Source organism: Nonomuraea sp. NPDC052265, assembly GCF_044547985.1.
GTDB lineage: Bacteria > Actinomycetota > Actinomycetes > Streptosporangiales > Streptosporangiaceae > Nonomuraea.
This window is the reverse complement of sequence record NZ_JBIUBJ010000003.1, coordinates 61054-87817: the sequence shown is the minus strand read 5'-3', so window position 1 is coordinate 87817 and position 26764 is coordinate 61054. Positions and strand designations below refer to the sequence as shown.

The window sequence follows — 26764 nt, the reverse complement described above, 5'->3', positions numbered from 1 at the left end:
TGACCCGTCCGGTCATGGTCGGACACATGATCGAGGTGAACGAGCTCAGGAAGAGTCACGGGACGTTCGAGGCGGTGAAGGGGATCTCGTTCCAGGTGGGCGAGGGCGAGATCTTCGCCCTCCTCGGCAGGAACGGCGCGGGCAAGACCACCACGGTAGAGGTGCTGGCCGGCTTCCAGCGGCCGGACGGCGGCACCGTACGGGTCGCCGGCCTCGACCCCTGGTCCGACCGCGCGGCCGTACGGCAGCGCGTCGGCATCATGCTCCAGGAGGCCGGGTTCTTCCCCGACCTGACGGTGGCCCAGACGGTCGCGGTCTGGCGCGACTTCACCCCCGCGCCGCGTCCGGCCGGGGAGGCGCTCGACCTGGCCGGCCTGACGGACAAGGCCGGGACCAGGGTGCGCCAGCTCTCCGGCGGCGAGAAGCGCAGGCTCGACCTGGCGCTGGCCCTGCTCGGCCGCCCCGACGTGCTGTTCCTCGACGAGCCCACGACCGGCATGGACCCCGAGGCCCGCGCGAACACGTGGGAGGTCGTGTCCGGCCTGGCCGCGCTCGGCACCACGATCCTGCTCACCACCCACTACCTGGAGGAGGCCCAGCGCCTGGCCTCGTCCATGGCGATCATGGACAGGGGCGGGATCGTCGCGGCGGGCGGGATGGCCGAGACGCTGGCCGCGCGGGGCGGACGGGTGACGTTCCGGCTGCCCGCCGGGGTCGTCGCGGACGACCTGCCGCTGCCGGTCACGGTGGACGGCGGCACCGCCGTCTGCCCTGCCGAGGACCCCGACCTGGCCGCGCAGACGCTGCTGACGTGGGCGGCGGGGCGCGGGCTGCGGCTGCCGGGCCTGGAGGTCCGCGCGGCCACCCTCGAAGACCTCTTCCTCGACCTGCCCAGGAGCGCCCGATGAGCCTGACCGCCACCTACCGTCTCGGCACCCGCCTGTTCTGGCGCGACAGGGCCATGCTGGCCGCCTCGGTGATCACCCCGGTCGGGCTGGCCGTGGGCATGCCCGCGCTGATGCGGCAGGTCACCTCGGGCGGGGTGCCGTTCGCCACCGCGGTGTTCCAGAGCTCGCTGGCGATCGTGCTGGCGCTCACGGCGTTCATGAACATCGCGGTCGCCCTGACCAACCGGCGCGACCAGCTCGTGCTCAAGCGGCTGCGGGCCGGGCTGCTGACCGACGGGCAGATCCTGGCCGGCCAGATCGCGAGCACGGCCACGCAGACCTTCCTCGTGATCGTGCTGTGCGCGGTGGCCGTGCGGTTCGCGGCCGGGGTCCCGCTGCCGGAGGACCCGCTGCTGTTCGCCGCCATGACGGCCGCGGGCTCGGCCGTGCTGGCGCTGCTGGGGGCGGCGTACACGGCGGCGATCCCGCGCGGCGAGCTGACCGGCGCGTTCACCATGCCGGTGTTCCTGGTCGCCGGGGTGTCGGCGGGCGCGATGGGGCCGATCCCGCTGCCCTCGTGGCTGAGCCCTGTGCTGGACCTGCTGCCCACCTCGGCCGTGGTGCACGCCGTGAAGACCGGGGAGGCGCTGGTGCCGGCGCTCGTCCTGGCCGGTTGGGCGGTGCTCGGCGTCGTCGCGATCCGGCTGTGGTTCCGCTGGGAACCGCGCCGGTCCTGACTCGGCCATAATCGCAGCTGTGGTGATCTCGTCCTCGGCGCAGAGGCTCGCGCGCGTACTCATCACGGGCGTCTCGGTCGTCTACTCGCTCATCGGGCTGCTCTACTTCATGGGCGGCCCGGCGACCGGGCTGCTCGCGGCGGCCGTGATGGTCGCCGTCGTCTCCACCCACTACGTCAACATGCGGGCCGCCCTGCGCGGCGGGCGCCCGCCGCTGTTCCCGGCCACGCTGCCGCTCCAGGCCGTCGTCACCTACGCGGGCGACCACCTGCTGCCGAGCGGGTGGTCGTCGATCGCCGCCCCGCTGCTGGCCGGGACCCTGCTGGTGTTCGTCGCGCTGCGCTGGGCCGTGCCGCTGGTCGTCCTCATGATGGTGTACGAGGGCGCCAACATGTGGATCGCCCCCGGGCTGGCCGTGGTCACCCTGTTCTACGTGATCACGATTCCCATCACCGGCTCGATGATCTACGTCCTGGTCCGTCTCGTCCGCGTCGCCGCCGACCTGGAGGAGGCCAGGGCCGAGCTGGCCGACGCGGCCGTGCTCAAGGAACGCCTGCGCATCTCCCGCGACCTGCACGACGGACTCGGCCGCAGTCTCACCGCCATCGCGCTCAAGGGCGACCTGGCCGCCCGCCTGATGGACCGCGACCCCGCCTCCGCCCGCGGCGAGGTGGGCGAGCTGGTACACGTCGCCCGCGAGGCCGCCCAGGACGTCCGCCAGGTGGCCCGCGGCTACCGCGCGATGTCGCTGACCGGCGAGACCGACCGCGCGGCGGCGCTGCTGGAGTCGTCGGGCGTGAGCTGCCAGGCGCACCTGGCCGACGTGAGGCTGTCCCGCCGGGCGGAGGAGGCGCTGGCCTGGGGGGTGCGCGAGGCGGTCACCAACGTCCTGCGCCACAGCAGGGCCACTACCTGCACGATCACCACGTCGCTGCGCGAGGGCCTGGTCCGCCTGGAGGTGGCCGACGACGGCGTGGCGGGTGAGCCCTGCGAGCCCGGCGGGGGCCTGACGGGGCTGGCCGAGCGGGCCTCCCAGGCGGGCGGCACGTGCTCGGCCGTCCCCACCGACGGCGGCGGTTTCCTGCTGACCATGGAGGTTCCGGCGTGATCCGGGTACTGCTGGCCGAGGACATGCACATGATCCGCGCCGCGCTCACCGCCCTGCTCCGGCTGGAGCCGGACATCGAGGTCGTGGCGGAGGTCGTGCGCGGCGACGAGATCGTGCCGGTGGCCCTCGACGTCCGGCCGGACGTGGCCGTCGTGGACATCGACCTGCCGGTCACCGACGGCATCACCGCCGCCGCCGAGCTGCGCGAACGGCTCCCGTCCTGCCGGATCCTGGTGCTCACGGCCATGGGGCAGCCCGGCCACCTGCGCCGGGCGCTGGCCGCGGGCATCGAGGCGTTCCTGGTCAAGGACGCGCCGGGCGACCGCCTGGCCGAGGCCATCCGGCGCACCGCGGCCGGGCTGCGCGTGCTGGAGAGCGAACTCGTCTCCTCGGCCATGGAGTACGGCGAGAGCCCGCTCACCCCGCGCGAGACCACCGTGCTCAGGCAGACGGCCAGGGGCGCGACCGCCGAGGAGATCGCCGCCCGCCTGCACCTGTCCCCCGGCACGGTGCGCAACTACCTCACCGCGGCGATCACCAAGACGGGCGCCCGCAACAAGATCGACGCCGTCCGCGTCGCCGAGGACGCGGGCTGGCTCTAGACGTCGGTGACGCGCAGCCCGGCGTGGGCCTTGTAGCGGCGGTTGATCGAGATGAGGTTGGCGGTCAGCGCCTCGACCTGGTGGGCGTTGCGCAGCCGGCCGCCGTAGACGCCGCGCACCCCCGGGATCAGCTCGGCCAGCGCCCGCACGGTGTCGGTGGCCTCGCGGTCGTCACCCAGCACCAGCACGTCGAGGTCGACCTTCTCCACGGCCGGGTCCATCAGCAGCACGGCCGACACGTGGTGGAAGGCCGCCACGACCCGGCTCTCGGTGAGCACCGCGGCCGCCTGCTGGGCGGCGCTGCCCTCCTCCACCGGCAGCGCGTAGGCACCCTGCTTGTCGAAGCCGAGCGGGTTGACGCAGTCGACCACGATCTTCCCGGCCAGCTCGGCGCGCAGCGACTCCAGCAGCGCCTTGTGCCCCTCGTACGGCACCGCCACGATCACCACGTCGGCCTCGGCCGCCACGTCGGCGTTGGCCCCGCCGCGCGCGCCCGAGCCGATCGAGCCGGCCGCCTCCTGGGCCCGCTCGGCGCTGCGCGAGCCGATCAGCACCGTGTGCCCGGCCAGCGCGAACCGCCGCGCCAACCCCTTCCCCTGGTCGCCGGTGCCGCCGAGGATCGCGATGGAAAGCCCGTTCACATCTGTCATGGCTCCGATCATGCCAGCCCCGGCCTACCGCGGCGCAGGCCGGGGCGGGCGCCCCTGGCGAATCAACCACTTCGTCCACGTTCCTCGTGCACCATGGAGGCATGGACTCAGGTTCGGTGGCATTCCTGCGCGAGCTCCTGGCCACGACGGGCTGGCTCGAACGCACCCGCGAGCTGGGCCTGGCCCTGCGGACCACCCGCTCACCCGGCGGCCTGCTGCTCGTGGGCCCTCCTGACGACGAGCCGTGGCACGTCACCGCCCACCTCAGCGACGAGGCCAGGTTCTCCGGCCTGCCGCAGCTCTCCCCCACCCTGATCCGCTGGTCGCCGCCCGCCGACGCCCCCGCCCACCTGCGCGTCGGCCTCGACCGTCTGGAGCGGGCGGGCCGTGGCGAGACCCTGTTCGTGCTGTCGGAGCAGGCGGCGCCCGTCCCGCTGCTGGAACGGGTGGACGACGCCCGCCGTACCGGGGCGACCATCCTGGCGATCGAGGGCGCCGACTCCGAGCTGAGCGGGCTGGCCCACGACGCGATCGCCGTGCCGTCCACCGGGCTGATCACCTTCGACGGCGCCCAGCACCTGGTCAGCGCGGCGGCCGGTGAGATCGAGCGACGCGCGGGGCTGCGCGAGCGCCTGGCCCGCCTGCTGGAGAAGGTCAGCGGCCCCCGCCTGTCGGAATAGGGACCGACGGGTTCAGGGGGTCAGGGCTGGGCGGCGAGGCGGGGGCCCAGGGCCGCCCGCAGGCCCTCGGTGGCCTCCTCGATCGCGCCGATCACCACCGCCTGCACCGGGTCCGGCTCGCCCGAGCGCGTCCTGCTCACCCGCGTGACCGCGTCCAGCCGGCGCGCCCCCACCTCCCGTACCTCGCTCACCCGCACCCCGCCCTCCGGCACGTCGAGCAGGGCGAGCGTGGGGACGATCGCCACGCCGTGCCCGGCGGCCACCAGCGCGAGCACCGGCGCGAAGTCGGTGACGACGTGCGTCTTGCGCGGCTCGACCCCGTGGATCCCGGCGAGCCGGTCCAGCGCCTGCCCGCACGCCTGGTCCGGCTCGCCGGCCACCCAGGGCAGGCGCATCAGGTCGGCCGTCGACTCCGGCTCGGGCCAGTCCGGCGGCAGCACGACCCGGAACTCGTCCACGTACAGCGGCCGGACGGTCAGCGACGGCTGCGCCGGGACCGGCAGGCTCATGTCCCGCTCGGTGATGAGCAGGTCCACCGCGCCGAGGCGCAGCTCCTGGAGCGCGGGCTGGCCGTAGACCTCGTGGATGACCGGCGTGATCCGGGGGTGGCGCTCGGCCAGGGAGCGCATCGCGGGCACCAGCATCTGCTTGATGGCCGTGGGGAAGGCGGCGATCCGCACCGGCCCGGCCAGGCGTTCGGTGAACCTGGTCAGCTCCTTCCTGGCCTCGCTGAGCTCCTCCTCGACCCGCTCGGCGTACCCGGCCAGGACGCGGCCCGCCGGGGTGAGCGAGACGCGGCGCTGGGAACGGTCGATGAGCGCCAGCCCGACCTCGCGTTCGAGCTGGGCGAGCTGCTGGGAGACCGCGGAGGGGGTGAGGAAGAGCGCCTCGGCCGCGCGCATCACACCGCCACGCCGGGCGACCTCGTGCAGGACACGCAGGCGTCGAGGATCGATGTCCATGCAGGTCAGCTTACGTCCACCTTTAGCTTTCTTTATTTGTGCTTTAAGCCCAAAAATCCAGACAATATCGGCCATGGATCTCCTCCTCGACGCCGTCGGCTGGGCCGGAGCCGCCCTGCTGCTGGCCGGGTACGCCCTGGTCTCGTCCGCGCGGTTGTCCGGCGACGGCGCGATGTACCAGCTGATCAACCTTCTCGGCGCGCTCGGGCTCATGGTCAACAGCGCCTACAACGCCGCCTGGCCCTCGACCGGCCTCAACCTCGTCTGGGCCGCCATCGGGACGGTCGCCCTCGTCAGACTCGCCCGGGTGGGAGCCGCCAAATGATCGTCGAACTCAGCCACCGCATCACCGAGGGCATGACCACCTATCCCGGCGTTCCCGGGCCGACGCTGGGCACGCACCTGAGCAGGCAGGACTCGCGCAAGGTGTACGCCCCGGGCACCGAGTTCGAGATCGGCGTGATCACGCTGGCCGCCAACACCGGCACCTACCTGGACACGCCGCACCACCGCTACGCGGGCGGCCACGACCTGTCGCAGGTGCCGTTGAGCCGTCTGGCCGACCTGCCCGGCCTGCTGGTGGCCGCCTCAGGAGGGGGCCGTGAGGTGGTGCTCGACACCGCGCTCGACGTACGCGGCCGGGCCGTGCTGATCCACACGGGCTGGGACCGCCACTTCGGCACCGACGCCTACTTCCGCGACCACCCGTACCTGGCGCCGGAGTCGGCGGCGTGGCTGGCCGAGCAGGGCGCGGCGCTGGTCGGCATCGACTCGCTCAACATCGACGACACCCCGCCGCACGGCGAACGCCCCGCCCACACGATCCTGCTGGGGGCGGGGATCCCGCTGGTCGAGCACCTGACGGGCCTGTCGGCGCTGCCCGGGGAGGGCTTCAGGTTCCATGCCGCGCCCCCGATGATCGCGGGCATGGGCACCTTTCCCGTACGCGCCTACGCCGTGGTGCCGTAGGCGGGCGCTACTCGTCCTCGTGCTCGGCTTCGTCCCACGCCTTGTTGCGGTCGGCGGCGCGCTGCAACGCGCCCGCCGCCTCCTGCTCCGAGGCGTAGGGACCCATCCGGTCCTTGTTGGGGCAGCCCTGGTCGGGCTCGACGCGCATGTGCTTGAGACAGAACCACCACTGGCCTTCGCTCACGAGGTCAATTCTGCCCCGTAGACTCGTGTTTCATGACGACACTGCTCCAGCCCGGGCGAGTCTCGCCCGTCCGGAAGGTCCCCGCCAACATCGAGCGGCCGGAGTACGTCGGCAAGAAGCGCCCCACGACCGGCGAGTCCGACGTGAAGACCCCCGAGATCATCGAGCGCATGCGCGTGGCGGGCCGCATCGCCGCGCAGGCCCTTGAGGAGGTCGGCCGGCACATCGCCCCCGGCGTCACCACCGACGAGCTCGACCGCATCGGCCACGAGTTCCTGATCGACCACGGCGCCTACCCCAGCACGCTGGGCTACAAGGGCTACCCGAAGTCGCTGTGCACCTCGATCAACGAGGTCATCTGCCACGGCATCCCCGACGACACCGTGCTGCGCGACGGCGACATCGTCAACATCGACATCACCGCCTACATCGGCGGCGTCCACGGCGACACCGACGCCACCTACCTGGTGGGCGAGGTCGACGAGGAGTCGCGCCTGCTGGTCGAGCGCACCCGCGAGGCGATGACGCGGGCCATCAGGGCGGTCGCCCCCGGCCGCCAGCTCAACGTGGTCGGCCGCGTCATCGAGGCGTACGCCAAGCGCTTCGGCTACGGCGTCGTGCGCGACTTCACCGGCCACGGCATCGGCACGAGCTTCCACTCCGGCCTGATGGTCCCCCACTACGACGACCCGTCGCTGCGGGTGGAGCTGGTGCCGGGCATGACGTTCACCATCGAGCCGATGCTCACGCTGGGCACGATCGACTACGACATCTGGCCCGACAAGTGGACCGCGGTGACCAAGGACCGCAGGCGCACGGCCCAGTTCGAGCACACCATCGTGGTCACCGAGTCGGGCAGCGAGATCCTGACCCTTCCCTGACCGGCCCCGACCCGCCCAGGCCGGTCAGCGCCGCCCGGGGATCGCCCCGCTCACCGTCGTGCCCTCGCCCGGCACGCCGTTGACCGACAGGCTGCCGCCGAGCTCGGCGAACGCGGCCCGCATCCGGGCGATCCCGCGCCCCGCGCCCCCCTCGGCGAACCCCTGGCCGTCGTCGCTGACGGTCAGGCGCAGGCCGCTCGGGCCCGTGGTCACCGCCACCGCGACCGTACGGGCCCGGCTGTGGCGCTCGACGTTGGACAGCGCCTCCCGCATCGTCTCCATGACGCCGGCCGACACCCGCGAGGGCACGTCGGTCCCGGGCAGCGCCCAGGTCTCGACGGCCACCCCCGTCCGCTCCGACCACTGCGCCAGAAGGTCTTCCAGCGCCTCGGCCAGGCTCTGCCCCCCGCGCATGCGTGTCTCTTCCGCCAATGGTTTCGCCTTCCTCGGCACCCCGGGCCCGCGCCGATCCCCACTCCGGCGCCCCGCACGCGTCGCGCAATCCCCCCTCAAGGTCTGCGCACGCTAGCTGATGAGGTTATGCCCATCTCCCCTGTGAGACAGGCTACCTGGCGCTCCTGAGACCTGCGTGAGGAAGATAGGGTGCCATGGCCGAACCGCTACTCGCCCTTGTCAACGCGGTTGAGACGGGCGAGATAGGCGTTGTAGGAGTCGAGTTCGGTGTCGCGTCCGCCGCCCCGGTCGGCCTTGCGATCGTTGCGCCGGGCCTGCCGCTCGTCGTCGCGGTACCACTGCGCGGCGATGGCCAGCAGCACGAGCAACGTCGGGATCTCGCCGAAGCCCCACGCGATGGCCCCGCCGTCCTGCTGGGTCTGCAGGAGGTTGTCGCCCCACGTACGGCCGAGCTGCTCGTACCAGCCGGAGGCGATCACCGAGCCGGTCATCATCAGCGCGATGCCGAAGAAGGCGTGGAAGGGCATGGTGACGAAGAGCATCAGCAGCCGGCCGACGTACGGCAGCCTGCTCGGCCCCGGGTCGACGCCGATGATCACCCAGAAGAACAGCGAACCGCTGAGCAGGAAGTGGAGCGTCATCCAGATGTGCCCCAGATGCTCCTGCATGCCCGACTCGAACAGCGGCGTGAAGTAGAGCGCGTAGGTGGAGGCGATGAAGATGGCCGTCGCCACGACCGGATGGGACAGGACCTTGACCACCCGGCTGTGCAGGATCGTCGTGATCCACTCCCGGGGCCCCCTGTCGCCCCGCTTGGCCGCCGGCCTGAGCGCCCGCAGCGCCAGCGTGACCGGGCCGCCGAGGACCAGGAAGATCGGCACGATCATGGAGAGCGTCATGTGCTCGATCATGTGGACGTCGAACATGACCTTGGCGTAGCGGGCCAGGCCGCTCTGCGTGGAGAACACCAGCAGCGCGATGCCGATGAACCAGGCGGCGGTGCGCCCCCACGGCCAGGAGTCGCCGCGCCGCATCAGCCGGTAGACGCCGGCGCCGTAGAGCCCCGCGAGCACGGCGGCCACCGCCCCGAAGAACAGGTCGAACCACCACAGCGAGAACACGTTCGCGATCGTGAGCTCCGGCGGGACGGGGAAGCCGAGCAGCTCGAAGGCCCGGTCGGCGGGCACGCTGAACTCGGGGGGCGGCGTGCGCGACAGGGCGACGGCCAGCCCGACGGTGGCCAGCATGAGCAGCGTCTCGCCCCCGGCCAGCCGGGTGAACGCCCTGGGCCGGCCGGCCTCCAGGTCGACGAGCGTGCGCTGCCGGTGCCAGTAGCCGACGTAGCCGAGCAGCACGAAGGCGACGATCTTGGCCAGGGCCAGCAGGCCGTACTGGGTGGTCCACAGGTCCGAGACCGCGCCGAGCCGGGCGACCAGGCTGAACACACCGGACAGGCCGACCGCGGCGAAGCACCACAGCGCCATCGTGGAGAACCGGGCGGCGGCCACGGTGAGCTGCGGCCGCCCGCGCATCGCGTGCGCGGCCAGCACGACCAGGCCGCCCACCCACAGGGCGAGCGCGAGCAGGTGCAGCGACACCGCCGAGGTGGCCAGGTCGTGGTTGGGTGAGGAGGAGGTGTGGCCGGTCAGCGGCGGCGGCAACATCGTCACCAGCGCGAACACCAGCAGTCCGGCCGCGGCCCCGGCGGTGATCGCGCCGCGGGAGAACAGCGCGATGGCCACGCCGAACAGCACCACCAGCGTGAGCGCCACGCCCTGGGTGGTCTGGGTGGCGGTGCTGGTCAGGTATTCCCTGTTGAGGATCTGGGGGACCGTGCGGCCCCAGGAGTCGGCCGTGGTGAAGACGATGGCCAGGAACGCCGAGGCGGCCCAGCCGAGCGCCGTCCAGGACGAGGCCCTGACGTAGAGCAGGCCCGGCTTGCCCAGCATGCCCTTGTCGTTGGGCAGCAGCAGGGCGGCCGTCAGCAGCAGGCCGACGGTGAGCACGCCGGAGACGTCCATCAGCAGCTTGGACACCGGCAGGCCCCACCTGACCACCGCCCCGGCGTCGGGCAGCCCGGGGATGATCCTCGGGAAGGCCCTGCCGCCGGCGATCATGCCGATCACCAGGGCGGCGACCGCGGCCACCGCACCCGCGAGCGCGAGACGCGCCGTTCTGCTCATGGCTTCTTCTTCCGCGCGCTGAACAGGAACCCGATGCCGATGCCGACCAGCGCGCCGATCACGATGACCAGCCAGATCGGGAACCCGACCCCCTGCGTGGCCGCCTGCTCGGCCTCGGCGGCGGGAGCGGCCGGGGCGGAGGAGGCGGGAGCGGCCGTCGCCGTCGCCGGAGCCGCAGCAGTGGCCGGATCCGTGGCCGACGCGCTAGGGGAGGACGCCGGGGCCGCCTCGACCGTGAAGGGGATCTCGCCCTCGATCGGGTGCCCGTCGGAGGAGACGACCCGGTAGGCGACGGTGTACTTCCCGCCCGGCAGCGGCCCCTTGACCGCCTGCCGCACCACCGCGCCGTCGACCTCGGGCTTGCCCTCCTGGAAGACGGCCTCCCCCGCGCCCCGGACGATGACGAACGGCATGCGGACCGTGGCGCTGAACTCCAGCCTGACCTCGTCGAGGGCCTTGACCGTGGCGCCCTTGGCCGGGTCGCTGCTCTTGAGTGAGTCGTGGGCCAGCGCCGGCGTGGCGGTGCCGAGCACGAACAGGGCGGCGAGAATCGCGGTGAGTGCCGCGAGCGGGGAACTCTTCATGGCACCACCAAGGCTACCGACGCCACCGCCCGGTCCTGACCTCGCTACAGGCCGGCGCAGGCGAGAGCCCGCTGGTAGGCGTCCACGGCGCCGTCGGAGTCGCCCAGTTTCTCCATCGTCTCGGCGGTGGCGTACCAGGTGGCCGCCGACCGCCGCGAGTCGGGCAACGGCGCCAGCCAGCCGTGCACGGAGGCGACGTGCCGCCTGGCCTCGCCGGTTCGGCCGACCGCTCCGTAAATCCTGCCGAGCAGGAGGTCGGCCTCGGCGCCGAGCGCCGATCCTGACTGCGGCAGCATGTTCTTACCGGTCTTGGCGTGTTCGGCCGCCTCGTCCAGCTCGCCCGTCATGGCCTCGGCGAGCGCCAGCTCCACCAGGACACGGGCGCGGTCGATGGTGCTGGTGGAGGTCTGCTCGTGTTCGACGAAGGCGTGGCGAAGCGCGTCGCGGGCCGCGACGGCCTCGTTCGGCCAGGCCTTGAAGCGCCTCTGGATGAGCGCCACGCGCATGAGCGCGACGCTGCGCGGCTGGCCGTGTTCGAGCTGTACGGCCATGGCGCGCTCGGCGAAGGAGACCGACTCCTCGGCGTGGCCGGTGGAGGCCGCGGTGTTGGAGGCCATCCAGTTGGCGGCCACGAGCGAGCGCGGAGTGCCGAGGGCGTCGGCCGCGTTCAGCAGCTCGGCCGCGAACTGGCGGGCACGCAGCAGGTCGCCGCGCTCCATGTACGCCGCCAGCAGGCTGCCGCCCAGCTCCACGAGCAGATCGTTCCAGGCGGGTCGCGCGGTGCTGAGAACCTGCTCGCCGACCTCGACCGCCTCCGTGAGCCGCTCGCTCTCCCGGTAGGCGCGGCACAGGTGGATCGCGATCTCGACGCGCCGGTCGGGCGGGAGCTCCTCCTCGCGGAGCCTGAGCAGAATGGCGATGGCGCCGTCGAGATCGCCGCTGGCCTGCGTGGCGAGCGCGAGCCCGAATTCGGTGTCTTGACGAAGACCCGTCAACCCTGTCAGGTTATTGTTCGCCAGCAGCTCGGTGAAGCGTGTGCGGGCCTCGGAGACCTCACCGTTCTCGAGCGCGAGACGCGCGTAGCCGAGCGCCAGCTCGATGTCCTCCATCTGCTCGGCGGTCACGCCGTTGATCAGATAGGACAGCGAACAGTCCAGTTTCTGCGCCAGGAGCTCCAGGACCGCGGGGGTAGGGGTACGCTTGCCACTCTCGATCAAGGAGACGTAGCTGTCCGACAACTCGGGGTGTGCCAGCTGGGCCTGTGACAGGCCGCGCTGTCGCCGAACGGTCTTAATACGGAGTCCGACCAGGTCAGTTGTGGTCACAGTCGTTGCTCCCTGAGATGATGAAGTCCGAGCAACCCCACATAGGCGAGGGAGAACCCCCATGCGTATGCGTCTTGCCCTGTCCGCGCTGGCCACCGTGCTGATCGCCGCGGTGTCCGTTGGAGGCAATGTTACGGCCGCAAATGCCGAAACGTCTGCACTCTCCGCAAACCTGGACATGGTTCACTGCTGCTGAGCCCGCTCCTGGCAGGGGGGGCGCATTCGAGCACCTCAGGTTCCGAACCGCACTCGGACTCGCAGGCGCTTGCCCGTCAGGCAGCAGGGCAACGGTGCTCCCCGTCGATGTGCCCCCTCTTCCACCATCTGGCGCCGAGCGTACCCGACGCCGTCTACATTTGATCTACAGTCGTCCGACCGCTTTACCGTTCCAGGATTCTGATTACGCTGCCTTGATGAGGGCGACGTGGGGCCGTGAACGGGGAGGACGCGTGAGCGACGACATCTACATTCGCCTTCTCGGCCCCGTTCACGCCGAACGCGGATTTCAGCCTCTCGATCCCGGCCCGGCCCGTCAGCGCGCCACCCTGGCCATCCTCGCCTCGGCCGCCACCCGTCCCGTCCCCGTGAGCCGGCTCGTCGAGGGGATGTGGGGCGACGAGCCGCCCCGCAACGCCGAGCAGAGCGTCTACACCTACGTCGCCGGCCTGCGCCGCGCCTTCGAGCCGGGCCGCGGGCGGCGCGCCCCGTCGCGGCTGCTGCCGGGCACCGACGCCGGATACGTCTTCAACATCGGGCCCGGCCAGGTCGACTCCCTCTGCTTCGCCACGCGTCTCGACGACGCCCTCCGGTGCCGGCGCGACGGCGACGACCGCCGCGCCGTGCAGATTCTGGACGAGGCCCTGGCGATGTGGCACGGCACCGCGCTGAGCGGCCTGACCGGCCCGTTCGCCGAACGGGAACGCTCCCGCCTGGAGCTGTTACGGCTGACGGCGGTGGAACAGCGCTGCGAGAGCCTGTTGCACCTGGGCCGTCACCACGAGATCACCGACGACCTGCGCGACCTCGTCGTCCGCCACCCGCTGCGCGAGCGCACCCGCGAGCTGCTCATGCTGGCCCTCTACCGCTCGGGCCGCCAGGCCGAGGCGCTGGAGGTCTACGAGGAGGGCCGGCTGCTGCTCCTGGAGGAGCTGGGCCTGACGCCCGGCGAGGGGTTACGGAAGTGTCACCAGCTCGTGCTGCGCGGGGAGCCCGCGCCGTGGCGGGGGGACGGAGTGCCCCGCCAGCTCCCGCGCCACCTGGCCGGGTTCGTGGGCCGCTCGCGTGAGCTGGAGGAGCTGGAAAGGCGGCTGGCCCCCGGCGACGGGCGTCCCCCGACGCCGCTGGTGATCGTCTCGGGGCCACCGGGCGTCGGCAAGTCCACGCTGGCGGCCCAGGTCGCCCACCTGGTCCAGGACCGCTTCCCCGACGGCCAGCTCTTCGTCAACTGCCGTGGCGCGACCCCGGAGCTGCCCGCGCTGACCGCCCTCGACGTGCTCGGCCGGTTCCTGCGCGGCCTGGGGGTGGCGGCCGCCGCCGTGCCCGCCGACCCCGACGAGGCGGCGGCGATGTGGCGCAGCCTCCTGCACGGCCGCAGGGTCCTCGTCCTGCTGGACGACGCCGCCGACCTGGCGCAGATCCGCCCGCTGCTGTCCACCCCCTTCGGCACCGCGCTGCTGGTGACCGGCCGAGAGAGCATGGCCTGGGGCGAGGACTCCTATCAGCTCGAACTCGGCAGGATGTCCCCCGCGGAGTCCGCCGCGATGCTGGCGGGGCTGGCCGGCGAGGAGCGCGTGCGGGCCGGCGCGGGCGACACGGCCGAGCTCGTACGGCTGTGCGAGGGCCTGCCCCTGGCGCTGCGCATCGCGGGGGCACGCCTGGCCGTACGCCCGGACTGGACCATCGCCACCATGGCCGGCCGGCTGGGCGACGAGCGGCGGCGGCTGCACGAGCTCGTCGCCGGCGACCTGGCCGTACGCTCCAGCCTGGCGGCCGGCTACACCGCCCTCGAACGCGGCCCCCGCCCCCTCGACCGGCTGGCCGCCCGCATGCTGTCCCTGCTGGGCCTGCTGCACGTGCCCGAGATCACCGCCGAGGCCGCCGCGGCGCTGCTCGACGCCGACCCCGCGGACGCCGACCTGGCCCTGGAACGACTGGCCGACGCCCACCTGCTGGACCGTCCCCGGCCCGGCCGCTACCAGCTCCACGACCTCGTCCGGCTGTTCGCGGGCGAGCTGCGTCCCCCGGATCCCAAGAAGCCGGTGCTGCGCGCGCTCGCCTACTACACGGCCTCCGCGCGGCTTGCCTGCGGCGTCATGGACCCCCACCGAGTCCAGCGCGGCAGGGCTCCCGAGGCGGCTCCGCACCTGGTCACCGGCCCGGAGGAGGCGACGGCCTGGTTGCAGGAGGAGGAGGGTGTGCTGGAGACCGCGGCCCGCCAGGCGCTGGCCGCCGACGACGACGACATCGCGGCGATGGGGGTGGCGCTCACCCTCGCGCTGGAATGGCCCTGTCAGCGGAGCTTCCGGACGCGGGAGATGATCGAACTCAGCTCGGCGGCGCTGAGGGTGTGCGAACGGCTCGGCGACGTGGAGGGCATGATGCACACGCGGGGCCTGCTCGCCAACACCCTGCGCATGCGGGGGCGGCACGAGGAGGCCGTCGAGCACCTGCGGGCCGAGCTGGCCCTCGCCAGGCGGCTCGGCGACGCCTTCTCCGAGCAGCGCGCGCTGGGCAACCTCGCCAACACCTACTTCAACGACGGCCGGTACGAGCAGGCGATCGTCCTCGCCGGACAGCAGCTCGCGATCGCCGACCTCATCGGCGCGCGGGTCGGCGCCCGGTACGCCATGCTCATCATCGGCGAGGCCCACCAGGCGTGTGGGCGGGCGGAGGAGGCCCGCGAGATCCTCGTCCGGGCCTTGGCCGAGGCCGAAGAGGTGGGCGACAGGACGCACCAGGCGCAGCTGCGCGCCGTCCTCGGCCGGGTGCACCTCGGCCGGGGCGAGCCGGAGCACGCCCTGCCCCACTACCTCATCGCCCTGGAGCTGATCGAGCGGGCCGGTTACCGGGTGGGACGGTTGCGCGACCTCGTCGGGCTGTCGCGCACGTACCGGGCCATGGGCGAGCTGGACCTGGCGCTCGCCCACGTCACCGAGGCGGTGGCCGGGGCCGCCGGACTGGCGGAGTGGGAGACGGAGGCCAGGGAAGAGCAGGCCGCCGTGCACGAGGCCCGCGCGAGGCGCAGGTGATCGGCGGCATCGGCATCCGCCTGCTGGGCCCGGTGACCGGCCTGCTCGACGGCGAAGAGGTCGATCTGGGGCCCGCGCGTCAGCGTGCCGTCATCGCGATGCTCGCCTCTCCCCCGGGCCGGGTCGTCACGATGGGGCAGCTCCTGGAGGGCCTGTGGGGAGAGGGCCCGCCTCCCAGCGCCGAGCAGAGCGTCTACACGTACGTGGCCGGGCTGCGGCGCGCGCTGGAACCGGGGCGGGAGCCCGGCCGGCGTTCGACGGTCCTCGTCGGGGAGGCCGGAGGGTACCGGCTCCTCCTCGCCCTCCGCCATGTGGACTCCTGCCTGTTCACGGAGCTGGTGGACGAGGCGCGCCTCCTCGACGCCGCCCGTGGCGACGAGGCCCTGGGCGTGCTGGACCAGGCCCTGGCCCTGTGGCGCGGCGTGGCCCTGAGCGGCCTGGCCGGGCCCTTCGCCGAGGCCGAGCGCTTCCGGCTGGAGGAACTGTTCCTGAGCGCCGCCGAAGCCCGCGCCGAGACTCTGCTCCGTCTCGGCCGGCCGGGCGAGACCGTCCCCAGCCTGCAGGAGCTGGTCGGACGCCATCCGCTGCGGGAGCGCCTCCACGAGCTGCTCGTCCTGGCCCTGCACGGCTCCGACCGCCAGGCCGAGGCGCTGCTGGCCTATGAGAAGGCCAGGCGCACCCTCGACGACGAGCTGGGCGTCCTGCCGGGCGAGGGCCTGCGCGCGGCGCACAGGCTGGTCCTGTCCGGTTCCGGGGAGCCGTCATCCGCCCGTCCCGCCGTGCCCCGGCAGTTGCCGCGCGATCTCATCGGGTTCGTCGGCCGGTCGAAGGAGGTGGCGCGGCTGAAGTCGCTGCTGGCGCCGGAGGACGGGCCGTCCCATCCGGTGGTGGCCATCTCGGGGCCGCCGGGTGTGGGCAAGTCGGCGCTCGCCGTGCACGTGGGGCACTCCGTCCAGGACCGGTTCCCGGACGGCCAGCTCGCCGTCGGCCTGCGCGGCGGCACGCCGGGCGTCTCCCCGCTGCCGGCGCGCGAGATCGCCGGACGGCTGCTGCGCGGCATCGGCGTGCCGAACGAGGACATCCCCCTCGACGTGGACGAGGCGGCGGCGATGTTGCGCAGCAGGCTGCACGGCAGAAGACTGCTGGTGGTCCTGGACGACGCGGCCGGTCTGGCGCAGATCAGGCCGTTCCTCGGCATGCCGCTGGGCGTCACCATACTCGTCACCAGCAGGGAGTCCTTCACCGCGGGCGACGACTGCGTGCAGCTCCGGCTCCGTCCGCTGCCCGAGCGCGAGGCCGTGGCCATGTTCTCCACGCTGGCCGGCGACGATCGGGTGACGGCCGACGCCCGCCACACCGCCGCCCTGGTCAGCCTGTGCGACGGCCTCCCGCTCGCGCTGCGGATCGCGGGCGCGCGCCTGGCCGACCATCCCGAGTGGACCGTGGGCACGCTTGCCGAGCGGCTCACGGACGAACGCGGGCGGCTGCGCGAGCTGACCGCCGGGGACCTGGCCGTACGCTCCAGCCTCAGCGGAGCGCGCGCTCGACCGGCTGGCCGATGCTCACTTGGTCGACCGGCTCAAACCGGGCCGGTACCAGCTGCACGACCTCGTCAGGCTCTTCGCCGGCGAGCTGCGCCCCGAGGACTGGAAGCGACCGCTGACGCGGACGCTCGCCTACTTCGCCGCCTCCGCGCGGCTGAGCAGCGTCACCATCGATCCGCATCGGGTTCAGCTCGCCCGGCACGTGGACGGGCCCAGGCACGAGTTCACGGACGCCGAGGAGGCGCAGGCCTGGCTGCTGGAGGAGACGCACGTCCTGAGCGCGGCGGCCGTCCAGGCCCTGAACTCGACGGACGACGAGATCGCGGAGCTGGGCGTGACGCTGGCCTTCGCGCTGAAGTGGCACCAGCAGCGAGCCCTCGCGAGCCAGGAGATCGTCGAGCTCAACACGCTGGCGCTGGGGGTCTGCGAGCGGCTCGGCGATGAGGCGGCGGCGCTCATCGCCCATGGCAACATCGCCAACGGCATGCGCCTGACGGGCAGGACCGAACAGGCGGTCGTCCACCTGAAGGTGGAGCTGGAGCTCGCGACCCGCCTCGGTGACGCCTTCGGGGAGCTGCGCGCGCTGGGCAACCTCGCCAACGCCTACGTCACCGGCCAGCGTTTCGAAGAGGCGCTGCCCTACGCCGAGCGCCAGCTCGCCGTGGCGCGCGAGGCGGAGTCGCAGGTGGGCGTCCGCTTCGCCCTGCTCATGCTGGGCATGGCCCATCAGGGCACCGGCCGCGCCCTCGAGGCGAGCCGGGCTCTCACGGAGGGCCTGGCCATGGCCCAGGAAGCCGGGGACACCACCCATGAGGGGCTCTTCCGCCTGTCGCTCGGCGAGGTGCTGGTCGAGCTCGACGACCCCGAGCGTGCTCTGGAGCACATCCGGGCGGCCACCGCCATGCTCTACGCGGGGGGCTACAGGTTCCGGGTGAACGGCCTCGTCAAGCTGTCGAAGGCCTCGCGCGCCCTGGGCAAGCTCGACGACGCGCTGGACTACGTGACGCAGGCCCTGGATCTCACGCGGCGGCACGGCTACACGACCTGGGAGCAGCGGGCCGAGGCCGAGCTGGCGGCCGTGCGCGAGGCGATGCGGACGGCGAGCCGGGAGACGTGAGGTCAGCGGGGCGGGGTGGTGTCGCGGAGGGCGAGGAAGAAGTCGACGCGGTCGGCCATCGACGACAGGTCTCTGCCGGTCAGCTCCTCGATCCTGCGGATGCGGTAGCGGACCGTGTTGACGTGCACGTGGAGCCGTTCGGCGCAGGCGTTCCAGGAGCCGGAGCAGTCGAGGAAGACGTCGAGCGTGCGGAGCAGGCCGGACTGGTGGCGGCGGTCGTAGGAGAGCAGGGGGGACAGCAGGCGGTCGGCGAAGGAGCGGCGCACGTCGCCCGGGACGGTGGCCAGGAGCAGCGCGTGGGTGTAGATCTCGTCGCTGGTGACCACGCCGCCGTCGCGGGCCTCGGCCAGCCGCCTGGCGTGCCCGGCCTCCTCCACGCCGCCCTTGAGCGCGGCGGCGCCGGCCAGCGCGCCGCTCACGCCGACGCTCAGGCGGAGGCCGGGCAGCGCGGCCAGCACCGCGGCCCCGGCCCGCAACCGCGCGGCCAGCTCCCCGGCGCTCCTCCCCCGCAACGCGACCACGGCCACCGCCCCACCGGGCCCGGCCGCCGCTCCCTCACCGCCGCGTCCCAACCCCTCGCCGCCGCGCGCCTGACCGTGGCCGGGAGGCGTCACGCCTTCGCCGCCGGCCGCCGCGACACCGGCGATGTCGACGACGCCACTGGTCCCGTCGGTGCCGTCGAAGGTGGTCGCGGCGACGACCTCGCGGGCGAGCAGCTCCTCCACGATCTGGCCGCCCAGCGCGGCGGGCGCGGGGCCGCGGGTGGCCCCCGGGCGCGGCGCGGTGGCGCTGACCACCGCGTACGGTTCGTCCGCCTCCATCCCGCACGTGCGTAGCCGGGCGTTGAGCTCGGCCACGTCGGACTCGGCCAGGGCCGCCGCCACGAGCTGCCCGGCCAGGCGGCGCTCGACCCGGCGGCCCTCCTCCAGGCGGCCGCGTTCGAGCGCCACGCAGGCGGCCAGCTCGTAGCCGAGGTCGGCGCGGCCGAGCAGGTCGCCGTCGCAGGCCAGGACCCAGCCGGCCGCCCGGTGCCCGCGGCCGACGGCGAAGAGCGTCGCGCCGCCGGCGAGGGCGGGCAGCCGGGACGCGGTCAGGTACGCCCTGGCCAGCTCCACGGGCTCGGCGGCCGTACCGACGATCACCTCGCCGGACGCGGACAGGACGGCGCCGGTGACGCCCAGCTCGGCGGCGGTCAGCTCGAACAGCCCGCGCAGGTCGGCGCCGTCGGCCAGGGCCGCCACGAGCCTGCGGTGACGCCCGAGCGCGTCGCGCACGTCGCCGGACAGCCGGGGCGCGGCCAGCTCGGCCAGCGTACGGAAGGAGACCTCGACCGGCACCTCGACCAGCGGCAGCCCGGCCCGCCGGCAGGCCGTGACCAGGTCGGCGGGCACGTGCCCGAGCCGGGCCTCGCCCGCGCCGAGGGCGGAGACCCCGGCCTCGACCAGGGCGGCCACGAAACGGGCCGAGTCGGCGGCGGTGTCGCGCCACATCAGCCCGGTCAGCACCAGCTCGCCGCCGCACAGGTAGCGCCCCGGCTCGGGCAGGTCGGTGATGTGGACCGTGCCGAACTCGCGCTCCGGGTCGCCGGCCAGCAGCCTGAGACCCAGCTCGTCGATCGCCAGCAGGTCACTGATGCGCACTTGGAGGAATATACAAGGCCGTTGTGTCAAGGGATGACCGGGATTTCACGTCATGGGCATAGGAGGGCGGGCCGGGCCGGTGCTCTACTCGGAGGATGACGGAGACGGTCCACTCCACCAGGTCCGAACGCGTCGGCGGCTCCGAGGGGGTCGGAACGAGCGCGCGGCGGCCGGACGCGACGCTGAAGGTGACCGGCGAGTTCGCCTACGCCTCCGACCTGTGGCTGGAGGGCATGGTGTGGGGCGTGACGCTGCGCAGCCCGCACCCCTCGGCCTGGATCCGCTCGATCGACGTGGGCCCGGCGCTGCGGATCCCCGGTGTGCTGGCCGTCCTGACGCACGAGGACGTGCCCGGCGAGAAGTTCTACGGGCTCGACCACAAGGACCAGCCCGTGCTGGCCATCGACCAGGTCCGGCACCAGGGCGAGCCGGTGGCGCTGGTGGCCGCCGACCATCCGGAGACCGCGCGCAGGGCGGCGGAGGCCATCGTGGTCGGCTACGAGCCGCGCCCGGCGGTGACCGATCCGCGCGCGTCACGCGAGTACGTCAGGCGCCAGCCGGTACGCAAGGGCGACACGTTCGAGGCGGAGGTCGTCGTCACCGGCGAGTACGAGGTCGGCATGCAGGACCAGGCGTTCCTCGGCCCGGAGTCGGGGCTCGCGGTCCCGGCCGAGGACGGCGGCGTGGACCTGTACGTCGCCACCCAATGGCTGCACGTGGACCGCGACCAGCTCGCCCCCTGCCTGGGCCTGCCGCCGGAGAAGGTACGGCTGACGCTGTCGGGCGTCGGCGGCGCGTTCGGGGCCCGCGAGGACCTGTCGATGCAGGTGCACGCGTGCATGCTGGCCCTGCGCCTGAACCGCCCTGTCAAGATCGTCTATGGCCGTGAGGAGTCGTTCTTCGGCCACGTGCACCGCCATCCGGCCAGGATGCGCTACGAGCACGGCGCGACGCGCGACGGCCGGCTCGTCTACGTCAAGGCCGACATCCTGCTGGACGGCGGCGCGTACTGCTCCTCCTCCCCCGCCGTGGTCGGCAACGCGGCGTCACTGGGGGCGGGGCCGTACGAGGTGCCGAACGTGTGGATCGACGCCGCGGGCGTCTACACCAACAACCCGCCGTGCGGGGCGATGCGCGGGTTCGGGGCGGTGCAGGCGTGCTTCGCCTACGAGTCGCAGATGGACCGGCTGGCCGAGGCGTGCGGCCTGTCGCCGGTCGAGATCCGGGCGCGCAACGCCGTCTCCCAGGGCTCGGCGCTGGCCACGGGCCAGGTGATCGACTCCCCCGCGCCGCTGGCCGGCATGCTGCGCGAGCTGGAGGCCATGCCGCTGCCCGCCGCCCGCGCGGAGGCGGACCTGCGGGCGCTGCCGGGCGGCGTCTCCCAGACCACGCACGGCGAGTCGGTGCGGCGCGGCGTCGGCTACGGCGTCGGGCTCAAGAACATCTGCTTCTCCGAGGGCTTCGACGACTACTCCACGGCCAGGGTGCGGGCCGAGCTGGCCGGCGGCGTGCCGCGGGTCACCGTGCACACCGCCGCCGCCGAGGTGGGGCAGGGCCTGGTCACCGTCCAGGCCCAGATCGCGCGCACGGAGCTGGGCATCGAGGAGGTGAGGGTGGCGACCGCCGACACCGCCGTGGGCTCGGCGGGCTCGTCGTCGGCCTCGCGGCAGTCGTACATGACGGGCGGTGCGGTGAAGGCGGCCTGCGAGGCGGTGCGCGAGCGGTTCAAGGGGCTGCCGCCGCGGGAGGCGCTGGCCAGGTTCGGGCCGATCGAGGAGACCCGCGAGTACCGGCACCGGCCCACGTACCCGATGGACCCGGTGACCGGGCAGGGCGACTCGCACACGCAGCTCGCGCTGTGCGTGCACCGCGCGGTGGTGGACGTGGACACCGAGCTGGGGCTGGTCAAGGTCGTGGAGCTGGCCGCGGTGCAGGACGTGGGCCGGATCATGAACCCGCAGGCGCTGGAGGGCCAGATCCACGGCGGCACGGCCCAGGGCCTCGGGCTGGCGCTCATGGAGGAGATCCAGGTACGCGAGGGCAGGGTGCTGAACCCGTCGTTCACCGACTACCTGATCCCCACCATGCTCGACATGCCCCCCATGCAACTGAAAATCCTGGAAAATCCAGACCCGTCCGCGCCGTACGGCCTCCGCGGCGCCGGCGAGCCGCCCACGCTCTCCTCCACCCCGGCCGTCGTCGCCGCCGTACGCGCCGCCACCGGCCTCCGGTTGACTCGCGTTCCGATCAGGCCGGAAGATATCGCCTTGTCCAATCACGGGGAGGTATCCGATGGCAAGCGGTCGTGAAGCCGCCGAGGCGGAGTTCAGTCGCTTCGACACCGACGGCGACGGTCTGCTGACCGCGGCCGAGATCAGGCAGGCCAACGAGGCGCTGGGGGTCCACGGCGCCTCCGAGGAGGAGATCGAGGCGTTCGTCAAGGCCGCCGACACCGACGGCGACGGCCGGATCGGGCTGGAGGAGTTCGTCGGCCTGGTCGGCCACGGGCGGCACGAGAAGGCGTGATCATGTCCCCCGCCGGGTAGGTGACCCGCACTCCCCTCGATCATGATGAGGGGGACTGCGTGGTGCTCGACAGACTCTTCGAGCTGACCGGGCGGGGGACGACCGTCGGACGCGAGGTCCGCGGCGGCCTGACCACCTTCATGGCGATGGCCTACATCATCCTGCTCAACCCGATCATCCTGGCCGGCGCGAAGGACGTCACCGGCGCCCGGCTGTCCATCGCCGAACTGACCACCTCGACCGCGCTGGCGGCAGCGATCTCCACGCTGCTCATGGCGTTCGTCGGCAACGCGCCGTTCGCCCTGGCCGCCGGGCTCGGGCTGAACGCGGTGGTCGCCTACCAGGCCGCGCCGCACATGACCTGGCCGCAGGCGATGGGCCTGGTCGTGCTGGAGGGCGCGGTCATCATCGTCCTGGCCGTGACCGGCCTGCGCACCCTGATCATGAACGCGATCCCGCTGGCGCTCAAGCACGCGATCAGCGTCGGGATCGGCCTGTTCATCGCCCTGATCGGCCTGGTGGACGCGGGTTTCGTCGCCCGGGGCACCGGCACGCCCGTGCAGCTCGGCGCGACGGGCCACCTCACGGGCTGGCCGGTCGCGCTCTTCTGCGCCGGCCTGCTGCTGATGATCGTCCTGTACGTGCGCAGGACCCCGGCCGCCATCCTCATCAGCATCGCGGTCACCGCGGTCCTGGCCGTGCTGGTCAACTCGGTGGTCCCCATCCCGCCCGGGGAGTGGGGCGTGGTGGTCCCGCACATGCCCGAGTCCCTGGTCGCGGCGCCGAGCTTCGGGCTGGTGTGGCAGTTCGACCTGTTCGGCGGGTTCGTCAGGGCGGGCGCGCTGACCGCGACCGTGGTGCTGTTCACGCTGGTGCTGTCGGGCTTCTTCGACGCGATGGGCACGATCATCGGCGTCAGCGACGAGGCCGGCCTGGTGGACCAGATGGGACGGGTGCCGCGCCTGGGCCGCATCCTGACCGTGGACGGCGTCGCCGGCATGGTCGGCGGTTCGGTCAGCGCCTCGGCCAACACCGTCTTCGTCGAGTCGGCCGCCGGTGTGGGCGAGGGGGCGCGCACCGGGCTGGCCAGCGTCGTGACCGGCGCGCTGCTCGGGCTGACGCTGCTGTTCACGCCGATCGCCGCGGTGGTCCCGGCGGCCGCGGCGGCGCCCGCGCTGGTGCTGGTCGGGGCGCTGATGATGACGCAGTCCAAGAACGTGCCGTGGACCGACATCGAGCTGGCCGTACCGGCGTTCCTGACGATCGCGCTGATGCCGTTCACGTACTCGATCACGAACGGGGTGGGGGCCGGGGTGATCTCCTACACGCTGATCAAGGCGGCCCGGGGTCGCTTCGCGGAGATCCCGTGGTTGTTGTGGGCCGTCTCGCTGGTCTTCCTGGCCTACTTCGGGATCGACGGCCTGCGGGCCCTGTTCGGTTAGCGGATGTCACCGCTGTTGCAGGCCACGCCGTTGCCGTCGAGGTCGGGATACCAGGAGTACTCCTCATGCGTGCCGCGCGTGTAGGGGCCGTCGCCGGCGGCCTGGGCCTCCTTGCAGTTCGCGTAGCGCCTGTCGGGGACGCGCCCGACGCCCGCGGGGGCGGTCGAGCCGGTGGTCGAGCCGGTGGTCGAGCCGGTGGTCGCGCCGGTGGTCGCGCCGGTGGTCGCGCCGGTGGTCGCGGTGCCCTGGCCCGTGTCCGCGGGCTGCTGGGGTTGCGGCTGCTGGTCGGTGGCCGGCTGGGACGGCTGCGGCTGCCCGGGCTGGGACGGGACGGGGTCCGGCTGGGACGCGGGCGTGCCGAGCATGCGGATCACCAGCGCGTCGGCGTCCTCCTTGGTGAAGCCCACGACGCTCAGGCTGTCGCCGTCCATGCTCTGCGTGACGACCGGCGCGGCCAGGACCGTCTTGGGCGTCTGCTCGCCCTCGGGCGCCAGCACGATCGCGACCTGCCGCTGCGTGGGCTGGAGCTCGTCGATGAGCCGGACCAGCCGGTCCTTGAAGACGGGCGCGACGGCGATGCGCACCGAGTACGAGTTGTCGGCCGCCCGGACGGCCTCGATCCGCTGCACGGCGCCGACCGTGACGCCGTCCTCCAGGAGGTAGCAGGTGGTCTGCTGCTCGTCGAGCACGGCCGGGTCGCCGGGGCAGGGCGCGGTCTTGGTCTCCTTGACCGGCGCGAAGTGGATGGGCGTGGCCAGGCGCTGCGGCGGCGCGCCGCCGAGGAGCGGGCTGTCGGGGCTGCGCGTCATCAGGACGGCGACCGTGCCGAGCACGCCCGCGACGGCGACGACGAGCACCAGCGAGACGGTCAGCACGATGGTGGTGAGACGGCTGGCCCTCGGCTCCTCCGGTTCTTCCGCCTCCGCGGGAGGCGCTGCTACCGGTTTGTCCATCGTTGACGACCCCATCCTGACGTTCGGGCTGCCGGTGAGCCTATCGAGGACGGGCAGCAGCGGGGTAATCAGCCGAAAATTCCTCACCTATCTGTGAGATCGGAGGAAAAATGGAAATGAGAACGCAGATTGTCGAGAACTTTCCACGCGAACGAGGGATGACCCCATGAAGGTCGGAGTTCCCCGCGAGGTCAAGAACAGCGAATACCGCGTCGCACTCACCCCGGCGGGCGTCCATGAACTGGTACGTCACGGGCACCAGGTCCACGTCGAGCGGGAGGCGGGCCTCGGCTCGGCCATCCCGGACGACGACTACGCCGCGGCGGGCGCCGTCATCGCGCCGCACGCCGACGAGGTGTGGGCCGCGTGCGACCTGATCATGAAGGTGAAGGAGCCGGTGGCCGAGGAGTACCACCGGATGCGCAAGGGCCAGATCCTGTTCACCTATCTCCACCTGGCCGCCTCGGGCCCCCTGACCAGGGCCCTGCTCGACTCGGGCGTCACGGCCATCGCGTACGAGACCGTGCAGAACAGGGACGGCTCGCTGCCCCTGCTCGCCCCCATGTCGGAGGTGGCGGGACGGCTGGCGCCGCAGGTCGGGGCCTACCACCTGATGCGCTCGCAGGGCGGCAGGGGCGTGCTCATGGGCGGCGTGTCCGGCGTGCGGGCGGCGAACGTGGTGGTGATCGGCGCCGGGGTGTCCGGCATGAACGCCGCCGCCATCGCGCTCGGCATGCAGGCCGAGGTGCTGCTGCTCGACCGCAACATCGACAAGCTCCGCCAGGCGGACATGATCTACCAGGGCCACTGCCAGACGGTCGCGTCGAACACCCTGGAGATCGAGAAGGCCGTCCTGGAGGCGGACCTGGTCATCGGCGCGGTCCTGGTGCCGGGGGCCAAGGCGCCCATGCTGGTCACCGACGACCTGGTGAGCCGGATGAAGCCGGGCTCGGTGCTGGTGGACATCTCGATCGACCAGGGCGGCTGCTTCGAGGGCTCGCGGCCGACCACGCACGCCGAGCCGACGTACCGGGTGCACGAGTCGGTCTTCTACTGCGTGGCCAACATGCCGGGGGCGGTGCCGCACACCTCGACGTTCGCGCTGACCAACGTGACGCTGCCGTACGCGCTGGCCGTCGCGGGCAAGGGCTGGCGCGAGGCGGTCCGTACGGACGCGGCCCTGGCGGCGGGCGTGAGCACCCACGAGGGACGCCTGACCAGCCGGCCGGTGGCCGAGGCGCACGGCCTGGAGTGGTCGCCGCTGGAGGAGGTGCTGGCCTGAGCGCCCGGCCGACGGAGCTCCGGCGAGCCGGACACACGTCGAGGGCCCGGCCGGAGCCGGGCCCTCGACGTGTGCGCAAGCGGGTGTTACTTGGACTGGCTGGGCGAGGGAGCGAGCGTCTCCATCGGGGTGTTGCCGGTCGGCTCGGGCGGCAGCGGGGCCTGGTCGGCCGTGGTGGTGATGGCGTCCTGGCCACCGCACACGGCGCCCGGCTCGGGGGTGTCGGCCCCGTTCTGGAACTTCTTGATGAAGGCCTTGAGCTTGGGGTCGGAGGGGTCCTGCAACTTGAGCTGGTGGCCCCACGTCGAGGCGACCAGCGGCGCGGGCAGGCCCGGGTAGGGGCTGACCAGCATGTAGTCCTGCTGACCCGTGGAGGTCGCCACTTCCTTCAGCGCGTCGAGCTGCGCCTTGGGCAGGTCGGGGCGGTAGGTGATCCAGACCGCGCCGTGCTCCAGCGAGTGCACCGCGTGCTCGTTGTGGATCGGCTTGTCGTAGACCGCGCACTGCTGCCAGTAGTTGTTGTGCTCGCCGCCGACGGGCGGGGTCTCCTTGTACGTGACCGTCTTGGCGACGTGCTGCCCGGCCTCGTACTTGTAGCTGGACACCGCGTCGAGCGAGGTCGCGCGGGCCTGGTTGACCAGGTAGAACCCGACCACGCCGACGAGGACCACGACGATGAGACCGCCCGTCCCCCACATGAGCAGTGCGGCGCGGCGTTGTTTGCGCTGCTGCTCGGCCCGCATCTTCTGCAGATGCTCGCGCCTCGCCTGCGCCTTCTCCTTCGTCATCGTCCCTCCATCGGCGTACTGACTTCGGTCACCCTATGCCCTACCGGCGTATGCGGAG

The 26764-nt window shown here is 72.7% G+C and carries 26 protein-coding genes; 16 read left to right on the top strand and 10 right to left on the bottom strand.

All coding sequences use genetic code 11. The features are described 5' to 3' along the window. Positions 1–26: 26 nt before the first annotated feature. Genes ACIHAD_RS09850 through ACIHAD_RS09835 form a run of 4 tightly spaced genes read left to right on the top strand, consistent with a single transcriptional unit; the run spans position 27 to position 3334 of the window. Positions 27–908: an ABC transporter ATP-binding protein gene (locus ACIHAD_RS09850; protein ID WP_397353976.1), complete on the top strand. Its 882-nt coding sequence runs from the start codon at positions 27–29 to the stop codon at positions 906–908. Then, positions 905–1624 (top strand): ABC transporter permease, encoded by a 720-nt coding sequence (locus ACIHAD_RS09845; RefSeq protein WP_397353975.1) that lies wholly within the window; start codon positions 905–907, stop codon positions 1622–1624. Before ACIHAD_RS09850 ends, ACIHAD_RS09845 begins: the two co-directional genes overlap by 4 nt. A gap of 19 nt (positions 1625–1643) precedes the next feature. Beyond that, positions 1644–2732, top strand: coding sequence for a sensor histidine kinase (locus tag ACIHAD_RS09840; RefSeq protein ID WP_397353974.1), 1089 nt, complete (start codon positions 1644–1646; stop codon positions 2730–2732). After that, positions 2729–3334, top strand: a complete 606-nt coding sequence (locus ACIHAD_RS09835; RefSeq protein ID WP_397353973.1) for a DNA-binding response regulator — start codon at positions 2729–2731, stop codon at positions 3332–3334. Before ACIHAD_RS09840 ends, ACIHAD_RS09835 begins: the two co-directional genes overlap by 4 nt. Here the strand turns inward: ACIHAD_RS09835 and npdG are convergent. Further along, on the bottom strand, positions 3331–3984 hold the full coding sequence (gene npdG, locus ACIHAD_RS09830) for an NADPH-dependent F420 reductase (RefSeq protein ID WP_397353972.1): 654 nt from the start codon (positions 3982–3984) through the stop codon (positions 3331–3333). The genes ACIHAD_RS09835 and npdG overlap by 4 nt on opposite strands. Positions 3985–4085: 101 nt before the next feature. On the opposite strand from npdG, the gene ACIHAD_RS09825 reads away from it, so the two are divergent. Further along, the gene (locus tag ACIHAD_RS09825) at positions 4086–4664 is read left to right on the top strand and encodes a hypothetical protein (protein ID WP_397353971.1); all 579 of its coding nucleotides are present in this window, start codon (positions 4086–4088) and stop codon (positions 4662–4664) included. Positions 4665–4684: 20 nt separating this feature from the next. On the opposite strand, the gene ACIHAD_RS09820 is transcribed toward ACIHAD_RS09825, so the two are convergent. Continuing rightward, entirely contained in the window at positions 4685–5626 is a 942-nt protein-coding gene (locus ACIHAD_RS09820; RefSeq protein ID WP_397353970.1) for a LysR family transcriptional regulator, read from the bottom strand. 73 nt (positions 5627–5699) lie between these two features. Between ACIHAD_RS09820 and ACIHAD_RS09815 the strand changes: the two genes are divergently transcribed. Further along, positions 5700–5951, top strand: a complete 252-nt coding sequence (locus ACIHAD_RS09815) for a hypothetical protein (RefSeq protein ID WP_397353969.1) — start codon at positions 5700–5702, stop codon at positions 5949–5951. Beyond that, positions 5948–6595 carry a cyclase family protein gene (locus tag ACIHAD_RS09810; protein WP_397353968.1) on the top strand — a complete coding sequence of 216 codons (648 nt, stop codon included), beginning with the start codon at positions 5948–5950 and terminating at the stop codon, positions 6593–6595. Before ACIHAD_RS09815 ends, ACIHAD_RS09810 begins: the two co-directional genes overlap by 4 nt. A gap of 7 nt (positions 6596–6602) precedes the next feature. Here ACIHAD_RS09810 and ACIHAD_RS09805 read toward each other — a convergent pair whose 3' ends face one another. Continuing rightward, on the bottom strand, positions 6603–6779 hold the full coding sequence (locus ACIHAD_RS09805; protein ID WP_397354668.1) for a hypothetical protein: 177 nt from the start codon (positions 6777–6779) through the stop codon (positions 6603–6605). A 32-nt stretch (positions 6780–6811) separates the two neighbouring features. Between ACIHAD_RS09805 and map the strand changes: the two genes are divergently transcribed. Further along, positions 6812–7660, top strand: coding sequence for a type I methionyl aminopeptidase (gene map / locus ACIHAD_RS09800; protein ID WP_397353967.1), 849 nt, complete (start codon positions 6812–6814; stop codon positions 7658–7660). A 24-nt stretch (positions 7661–7684) separates the two neighbouring features. Here the strand turns inward: map and ACIHAD_RS09795 are convergent, their stop codons facing one another. The 4 genes from ACIHAD_RS09795 to ACIHAD_RS09780 all read right to left on the bottom strand — a co-directional run bounded on the left by ACIHAD_RS09795 (position 7685) and on the right by ACIHAD_RS09780 (position 12166). Beyond that, a complete protein-coding gene (locus ACIHAD_RS09795; RefSeq protein WP_397353966.1) occupies positions 7685–8074 on the bottom strand; it encodes a sensor histidine kinase in 390 nt (129 codons plus the stop codon). A 206-nt stretch (positions 8075–8280) separates the two neighbouring features. After that, positions 8281–10257, bottom strand: coding sequence for a cytochrome c oxidase assembly protein (locus tag ACIHAD_RS09790; RefSeq protein ID WP_397353965.1), 1977 nt, complete (start codon positions 10255–10257; stop codon positions 8281–8283). After that, positions 10254–10841, bottom strand: coding sequence for a copper resistance protein CopC (locus ACIHAD_RS09785; RefSeq protein ID WP_397353964.1), 588 nt, complete (start codon positions 10839–10841; stop codon positions 10254–10256). Before ACIHAD_RS09785 ends, ACIHAD_RS09790 begins: the two co-directional genes overlap by 4 nt. 44 nt (positions 10842–10885) lie before the next feature. Then, the gene (locus tag ACIHAD_RS09780) at positions 10886–12166 is read right to left on the bottom strand and encodes a helix-turn-helix domain-containing protein (RefSeq protein WP_397353962.1); all 1281 of its coding nucleotides are present in this window, start codon (positions 12164–12166) and stop codon (positions 10886–10888) included. A 61-nt stretch (positions 12167–12227) separates the two neighbouring features. Between ACIHAD_RS09780 and ACIHAD_RS09775 the strand changes: the two genes are divergently transcribed. The 4 genes from ACIHAD_RS09775 to ACIHAD_RS09760 all read left to right on the top strand — a co-directional run bounded on the left by ACIHAD_RS09775 (position 12228) and on the right by ACIHAD_RS09760 (position 18075). Continuing rightward, the gene (locus tag ACIHAD_RS09775; protein WP_397353960.1) at positions 12228–12362 is read left to right on the top strand and encodes a hypothetical protein; all 135 of its coding nucleotides are present in this window, start codon (positions 12228–12230) and stop codon (positions 12360–12362) included. Positions 12363–12615: 253 nt separating this feature from the next. Then, positions 12616–15414 carry a BTAD domain-containing putative transcriptional regulator gene (locus tag ACIHAD_RS09770; protein ID WP_397353959.1) on the top strand — a complete coding sequence of 933 codons (2799 nt, stop codon included), beginning with the start codon at positions 12616–12618 and terminating at the stop codon, positions 15412–15414. Continuing rightward, a complete protein-coding gene (locus ACIHAD_RS09765) occupies positions 15411–17402 on the top strand; it encodes a BTAD domain-containing putative transcriptional regulator (protein ID WP_397353957.1) in 1992 nt (663 codons plus the stop codon). The genes ACIHAD_RS09770 and ACIHAD_RS09765 overlap by 4 nt, the downstream gene beginning before the upstream one ends. Then, positions 17293–18075: a tetratricopeptide repeat protein gene (locus ACIHAD_RS09760; protein ID WP_397353955.1), complete on the top strand. Its 783-nt coding sequence runs from the start codon at positions 17293–17295 to the stop codon at positions 18073–18075. The genes ACIHAD_RS09765 and ACIHAD_RS09760 overlap by 110 nt, the downstream gene beginning before the upstream one ends. Before the next feature lie 2 nt (positions 18076–18077). Here the strand turns inward: ACIHAD_RS09760 and ACIHAD_RS09755 are convergent, their stop codons facing one another. After that, positions 18078–19715: a PucR family transcriptional regulator gene (locus ACIHAD_RS09755; protein ID WP_397353953.1), complete on the bottom strand. Its 1638-nt coding sequence runs from the start codon at positions 19713–19715 to the stop codon at positions 18078–18080. 95 nt (positions 19716–19810) lie between these two features. Here ACIHAD_RS09755 and ACIHAD_RS09750 point away from each other — a divergent pair, with 95 nt between their 5' ends. Genes ACIHAD_RS09750 through ACIHAD_RS09740 form a run of 3 tightly spaced genes read left to right on the top strand, consistent with a single transcriptional unit; the run spans position 19811 to position 23683 of the window. Next, positions 19811–22024 carry a xanthine dehydrogenase family protein molybdopterin-binding subunit gene (locus tag ACIHAD_RS09750; protein ID WP_397353952.1) on the top strand — a complete coding sequence of 738 codons (2214 nt, stop codon included), beginning with the start codon at positions 19811–19813 and terminating at the stop codon, positions 22022–22024. Beyond that, positions 22008–22241, top strand: coding sequence for an EF-hand domain-containing protein (locus ACIHAD_RS09745; RefSeq protein WP_397353951.1), 234 nt, complete (start codon positions 22008–22010; stop codon positions 22239–22241). Before ACIHAD_RS09750 ends, ACIHAD_RS09745 begins: the two co-directional genes overlap by 17 nt. 59 nt (positions 22242–22300) lie before the next feature. After that, positions 22301–23683: an NCS2 family permease gene (locus ACIHAD_RS09740; RefSeq protein WP_397353950.1), complete on the top strand. Its 1383-nt coding sequence runs from the start codon at positions 22301–22303 to the stop codon at positions 23681–23683. On the opposite strand, the gene ACIHAD_RS09735 is transcribed toward ACIHAD_RS09740, so the two are convergent. Beyond that, complete coding sequence (locus ACIHAD_RS09735) at positions 23680–24636, bottom strand: excalibur calcium-binding domain-containing protein (RefSeq protein ID WP_397353949.1); 957 nt, start codon at positions 24634–24636, stop codon at positions 23680–23682. The genes ACIHAD_RS09740 and ACIHAD_RS09735 overlap by 4 nt on opposite strands. A 166-nt stretch (positions 24637–24802) precedes the next feature. Between ACIHAD_RS09735 and ald the strand changes: the two genes are divergently transcribed. Next, entirely contained in the window at positions 24803–25918 is a 1116-nt protein-coding gene (ald, locus tag ACIHAD_RS09730) for an alanine dehydrogenase (RefSeq protein ID WP_397353948.1), read from the top strand. Positions 25919–26004: 86 nt separating this feature from the next. Here the strand turns inward: ald and ACIHAD_RS09725 are convergent, their stop codons facing one another. Further along, positions 26005–26706 carry a DUF3105 domain-containing protein gene (locus ACIHAD_RS09725; protein WP_397353947.1) on the bottom strand — a complete coding sequence of 234 codons (702 nt, stop codon included), beginning with the start codon at positions 26704–26706 and terminating at the stop codon, positions 26005–26007. Positions 26707–26764: the final 58 nt, after the last annotated feature.